The sequence below is a fragment of the Sphingomonas bacterium genome (genome assembly GCF_903644055.1).
Lineage (GTDB): Bacteria > Pseudomonadota > Alphaproteobacteria > Sphingomonadales > Sphingomonadaceae > Sphingomonas_I.
This window is the reverse complement of the sequence record NZ_CAHJXD010000285.1, coordinates 1-3,914: the sequence shown is the minus strand read 5'-3', so window position 1 is coordinate 3,914 and position 3,914 is coordinate 1. Positions and strand designations below refer to the sequence as shown.

Genomic DNA, 3,914 nt, shown 5'->3' with positions numbered 1-3,914 from the left:
GGGCGGGTGGCGGCTGGAGCATGGCGCGCTCCACCTCGATGGCGCGCTGAAGATCGCCGACCGCGCCGCGTCACCGCGCTTCAAGCCGATGGCGTCGGGCGACGTCGCGCTGGCGCTGGTCGCGGGCAGGGTGACGGGCCGGGCGAGCCTCCAGCCGCTGGGGCGGCGCGAGCGGATCGCCGATGTCGTGCTGCGCCACGATCTGGCGAGCGGGGTCGGCGATGCGACGCTCGACGTGCCGGGCATCGCCTTCCGGCGCGGCGGGCTGCAACCCGAGATGCTGACCCCGCTGACGCTTGGGGTCGTCGCCAATGTCACGGGCGTCGTCACGGGGCGGGGGCGGATCGACTGGACCCCGCGCGAAACGCGCAGTGGCGGCGATTTCCACACCGACGCGCTCGATCTCGCCGCCGCCTTCGGGCCGGTTTCGGGGATCGCCACCCGCATTCATTTCACCGATCTGCTCGGCCTCGTCAGCGCCCCGCACCAGGAGGCGCGGATCGCCGCGCTCAACCCCGGCGTGATCGTCGGCGACGGCATCGCGCATTACCAGCTCTTGCCGGGCAATCGCGTCGCGGTGGAGGATGCGCGCTGGCCGTTCGCGGGCGGCACGCTGATGCTGGAACCGGGAATCCTCGATTTCTCGCGCCCCACCGATCGCCGCCTGACCTTCACGATCGCCGGGCTCGATGCCGCGACCTTCATCCAGCAGCTCGATTTCCCCAACATCGCCGCGACCGGCACGTTCGACGGCCGCCTGCCGATGATCTTCGACGCGACCGGCGGCCGGATCGAGGGCGGCGCGCTCGTCGCGCGCGGGCCGGGGACGCTCGCTTATGTCGGCGAGCTCAGCAACGCGGACATCGGCACGATCGGCAGGCTCGCCTTCGATGCGCTGAAGGCGATCCGCTATTCGGCGCTGACGATCAGCCTCGACGGCAAGCTGGAGGGCGAGATCGTCAGCAAGGTGCGCTTCGAGGGCGTCCGCCAGGCGACCGGCGAGAGATCGATCGTCGCGCGCGCGATCCGCAACCTGCCGTTCCGCTTCAACATCGCCATCCGCGCACCGTTTCGCGGGCTCGTCGGCTCGGCGCGCAGCTATGCCGATCCCGGGCTGCTGCTCCAGGGGGTGCAGGGCCTCGCCGCCCGCCCGCCCGCCGTTCAGCCTCCGGCAACCCCGCTCGTGCGATGAAAGGCTATTGCTTGACGACGAAGCGTTGCGATGCGAGCCCATCGGCGATGATCCGCCGCCCGATCCTGATCCTGCCGCTCGTGCTGGGGGCGTGCGTGACGGTGAAGGCGCCGGACAAGCCGATCGAGATCAATCTCAACATCAACGTCAAGCAGGAGGTCGTCGTCAGCCTGAAGAAGGATGCCGAGGACTTCATCGCCAACAATCCGGACCTGTTTCCAAAATGATGACGTCCCGCTCCCCATTCCGTTTCGCCCTCGCCCCGCTGGCACTCGTCGCGGCGGTCCCCGTGCTCGCGCAGGGCGCCGGGATCGAGGCGGCGCTGGAGAGTGGCGTGGTCGGCGAGCAGTCCGACGGCTATCTCGGCTTCGTCCGCGCGCCCTCGCCGGAACTGCGCGCCGAGGTCGAGGCGATCAACATCAAGCGGCGCGAGGGCTATACGCAGGTCGCGCAGGCCAGGAACGTGCCGATCGAAGCCTTCGCCGCCTCGATCGGCTGCAAGACGCTGAGCAACCTGCGCGCGGGCCGCGCCTACAGCGTCGCGCGCGGCGTCTGGTCGACGCGGACCGGCGCGCCGGTGACGCTGCCCAGCCAGTGCGGCGGCTGACGCTCCTGAATTGATCCTCCCCTTCCAGGGGAGGACCTTCATCATGCCCGAGAACACAAAAGGGCATGCCATCCTTCGGTCCCGTCGCTAAGGAGCGCTCCGGCCGCGCCCGGCGCGGAGACGATGGAGAGGATTGGAACCGATGCAATATGACGTCGTGATCGTGGGTGCGGGCCATGGCGGCGCGCAGGCGGCGATCGCGCTTCGCCAGGCCAAGTTCGAAGGCACGATCGCGATGATCGGCGACGAGCCCGAGCTGCCCTACGAACGGCCGCCGCTGAGCAAGGACTATCTCTCGGGCGACAGGACGTTCGAGCGCATCCTGATCCGCCCGCCGGCCTTCTGGGAAGAGCGGCAGGTGACGACGCTGCTGTCGCGCCGCGTCGTCGCGGTCGATGCCGAGGCGCACAGCCTGCGCACCGACGACGGCGCCACGATCGGCTATGGCTATCTGATCTGGGCGACGGGCGGCGCGCCGCGCCGGCTGGTCTGTTCGGGGCACGATCTGATCGGCGTCCATACCGTCCGCACCCGCGCCGACGCCGATCGGATGATGCGCGAGCTGGCGGGCACGACCCGCGCGGTGGTGATCGGCGGCGGCTATATCGGGCTGGAGGCGGCGGCGGTGCTCGCCAAGTTCGGCAAGCATGTCACCGTGCTGGAGGCGCTCGATCGCGTGCTGGCGCGCGTCGCGGGCGAGCCTTTGTCGCGCTTCTATGAGGCTGAGCATCGCGCGCACGGCGTCGACGTGCGGCTGGGCGCCAAGGTCGCGTGCATCGAGGAGAAGGACGGCCGCGCCTGCGGCGTGCGGCTGGAGGACGGCGAGGTCCTGCCGTGCGAGATGGTGATCGTCGGCATCGGTATCGTCCCCGCGGTCGAGCCTTTGCTCGCGGCGGGCGCGGACGGCGGCAACGGCGTCAGGGTCGACAGGCAATGCCGCACCAGCCTGCCCGATATCTTCGCGATCGGCGACTGCGCACTGCATGCCAACGACTTCGCGGAAGGCACTGAAATCCGGGTGGAATCGGTGCAGAACGCCAACGACCAGGCCAATGTCGTCGCCAAGACGATCGGGGGCAATCCCGTCGATTATCATGCGGTGCCATGGTTCTGGTCGAACCAATATGATCTGCGCTTGCAGACGGTCGGGCTGTCGATCGGCTATGACGCGCTGGTCCAGCGCGGCGATCCGGCGGCGCGGAGCTTCTCGATCGTCTATCTCAAGCAGGGCCGCGTGATCGCGCTCGACTGCGTCAACGCGACCAAGGATTATGTCCAGGGACGCGCGCTGGTCGTGGAGGGCGCGAGGCCCGATGTGGCGCGGCTGGGGGATGCCGGGGTGCCGCTGAAGGAAGTCATGGCGGCCTGACATCTTCGTCACCCCGGACTTGATCCGGGGTCCCGCTTACCTGCCGACGTCGAAGAAGAAGCGGGACCCCGGCTCAAGGACGGGGTGACGTTTCAGCCACCTTTAACGTCACCCCAGCGAAAGCTGGGGTCTCCTGATCAGGAGGGTGCGGCTTGTGGCACGAGATCCCATCCTTCGCTGGGATGACGGGGGACGGGGACGGAGGGGGTGCTTCAGCGCACCGCGCCCTTGGCGACCAGCTTCGGAAGCAGCGTCATCGCCCCCAGGATGGGCCAGCGGCGTTGCCAGGGCTTGATCGTCACCGGCTCGCCGGAGTGGCGGCCGATCTTCCAGGCGAGATAGTCGAGCCCGCCCGCATAGGTGGCGCTGGCCTTGGCGAGGCGGGCGAGCGTCAGCGCCTTGCCTTCGCGCCGCCGCCGCGCCCAGCCGCGTGCGCCTTCCTTGCGCTCGCAATCGGTGAGCGGGCGCGCGAAGGTCAGCGTGTCGCCCGCGGCGCTGGCGCCGATCCCAGCCGATGCCAGAGCGGGAAGCGTGAAGCGGCGGTAGCGATCGGGATCGGCATCGACCACCGAGGTGCCGCGCGCCCTGCGTTCGGCGCGAAGCTCGGCGGCATAGGTCAGCGCGAACGCCCGCCGCCAGATATCGAGGCTTTCGACCGTATCCGGCAGGCAGGCGCGCGCCGCCGCCAGCAGCGACGGCGCGGCCTTCGCCACCGCCGCCACCGCGCTTTCGGCGGCGCGGCGGTC

4 protein-coding genes and 1 pseudogene are annotated in these 3,914 nt (G+C 69.7%); 4 read left to right on the top strand and 1 reads right to left on the bottom strand.

Annotated elements, in window-relative coordinates:
• From HUU94_RS12215 to HUU94_RS12200, 4 genes are all read left to right on the top strand, one after another.
• Nucleotides 1-1,192 (top strand): YdbH domain-containing protein (locus HUU94_RS12215; protein ID WP_174275341.1); only part of this gene is annotated, 1,192 nt, incomplete at its 5' end.
• A 47-nt stretch (nucleotides 1,193-1,239) separates the two neighbouring features.
• Nucleotides 1,240-1,419 (top strand): YnbE family lipoprotein, encoded by a 180-nt coding sequence (locus HUU94_RS12210; RefSeq protein ID WP_174275342.1) that lies wholly within the window; start codon nucleotides 1,240-1,242, stop codon nucleotides 1,417-1,419.
• Nucleotides 1,419-1,799 carry a YdbL family protein gene (locus tag HUU94_RS12205; RefSeq protein ID WP_174275340.1) on the top strand — a complete coding sequence of 127 codons (381 nt, stop codon included), beginning with the start codon at nucleotides 1,419-1,421 and terminating at the stop codon, nucleotides 1,797-1,799. Before HUU94_RS12210 ends, HUU94_RS12205 begins: the two co-directional genes overlap by 1 nt.
• A 142-nt stretch (nucleotides 1,800-1,941) precedes the next feature.
• Entirely contained in the window at nucleotides 1,942-3,168 is a 1,227-nt protein-coding gene (locus HUU94_RS12200) for an NAD(P)/FAD-dependent oxidoreductase (protein ID WP_174275339.1), read from the top strand.
• A 212-nt stretch (nucleotides 3,169-3,380) separates the two neighbouring features.
• On the opposite strand, the pseudogene HUU94_RS12195 reads toward HUU94_RS12200, so the two are convergent.
• Nucleotides 3,381-3,914: pseudogene (locus HUU94_RS12195) on the bottom strand (hypothetical protein); the annotation flags it as partial.

What these genes read in the sequence shown, in the direction of transcription:
- HUU94_RS12210 (WP_174275342.1), top strand. Translation starts at nt 1,240, where the DNA reads ATGATCCGCCGCCCGATCCTGATCCTGCCGCTCGTGCTGGGGGCGTGC.
- HUU94_RS12205 (WP_174275340.1), top strand. Translation starts at nt 1,419, where the DNA reads ATGACGTCCCGCTCCCCATTCCGTTTCGCCCTCGCCCCGCTGGCACTC.
- HUU94_RS12200 (WP_174275339.1), top strand. Translation starts at nt 1,942, where the DNA reads ATGCAATATGACGTCGTGATCGTGGGTGCGGGCCATGGCGGCGCGCAG.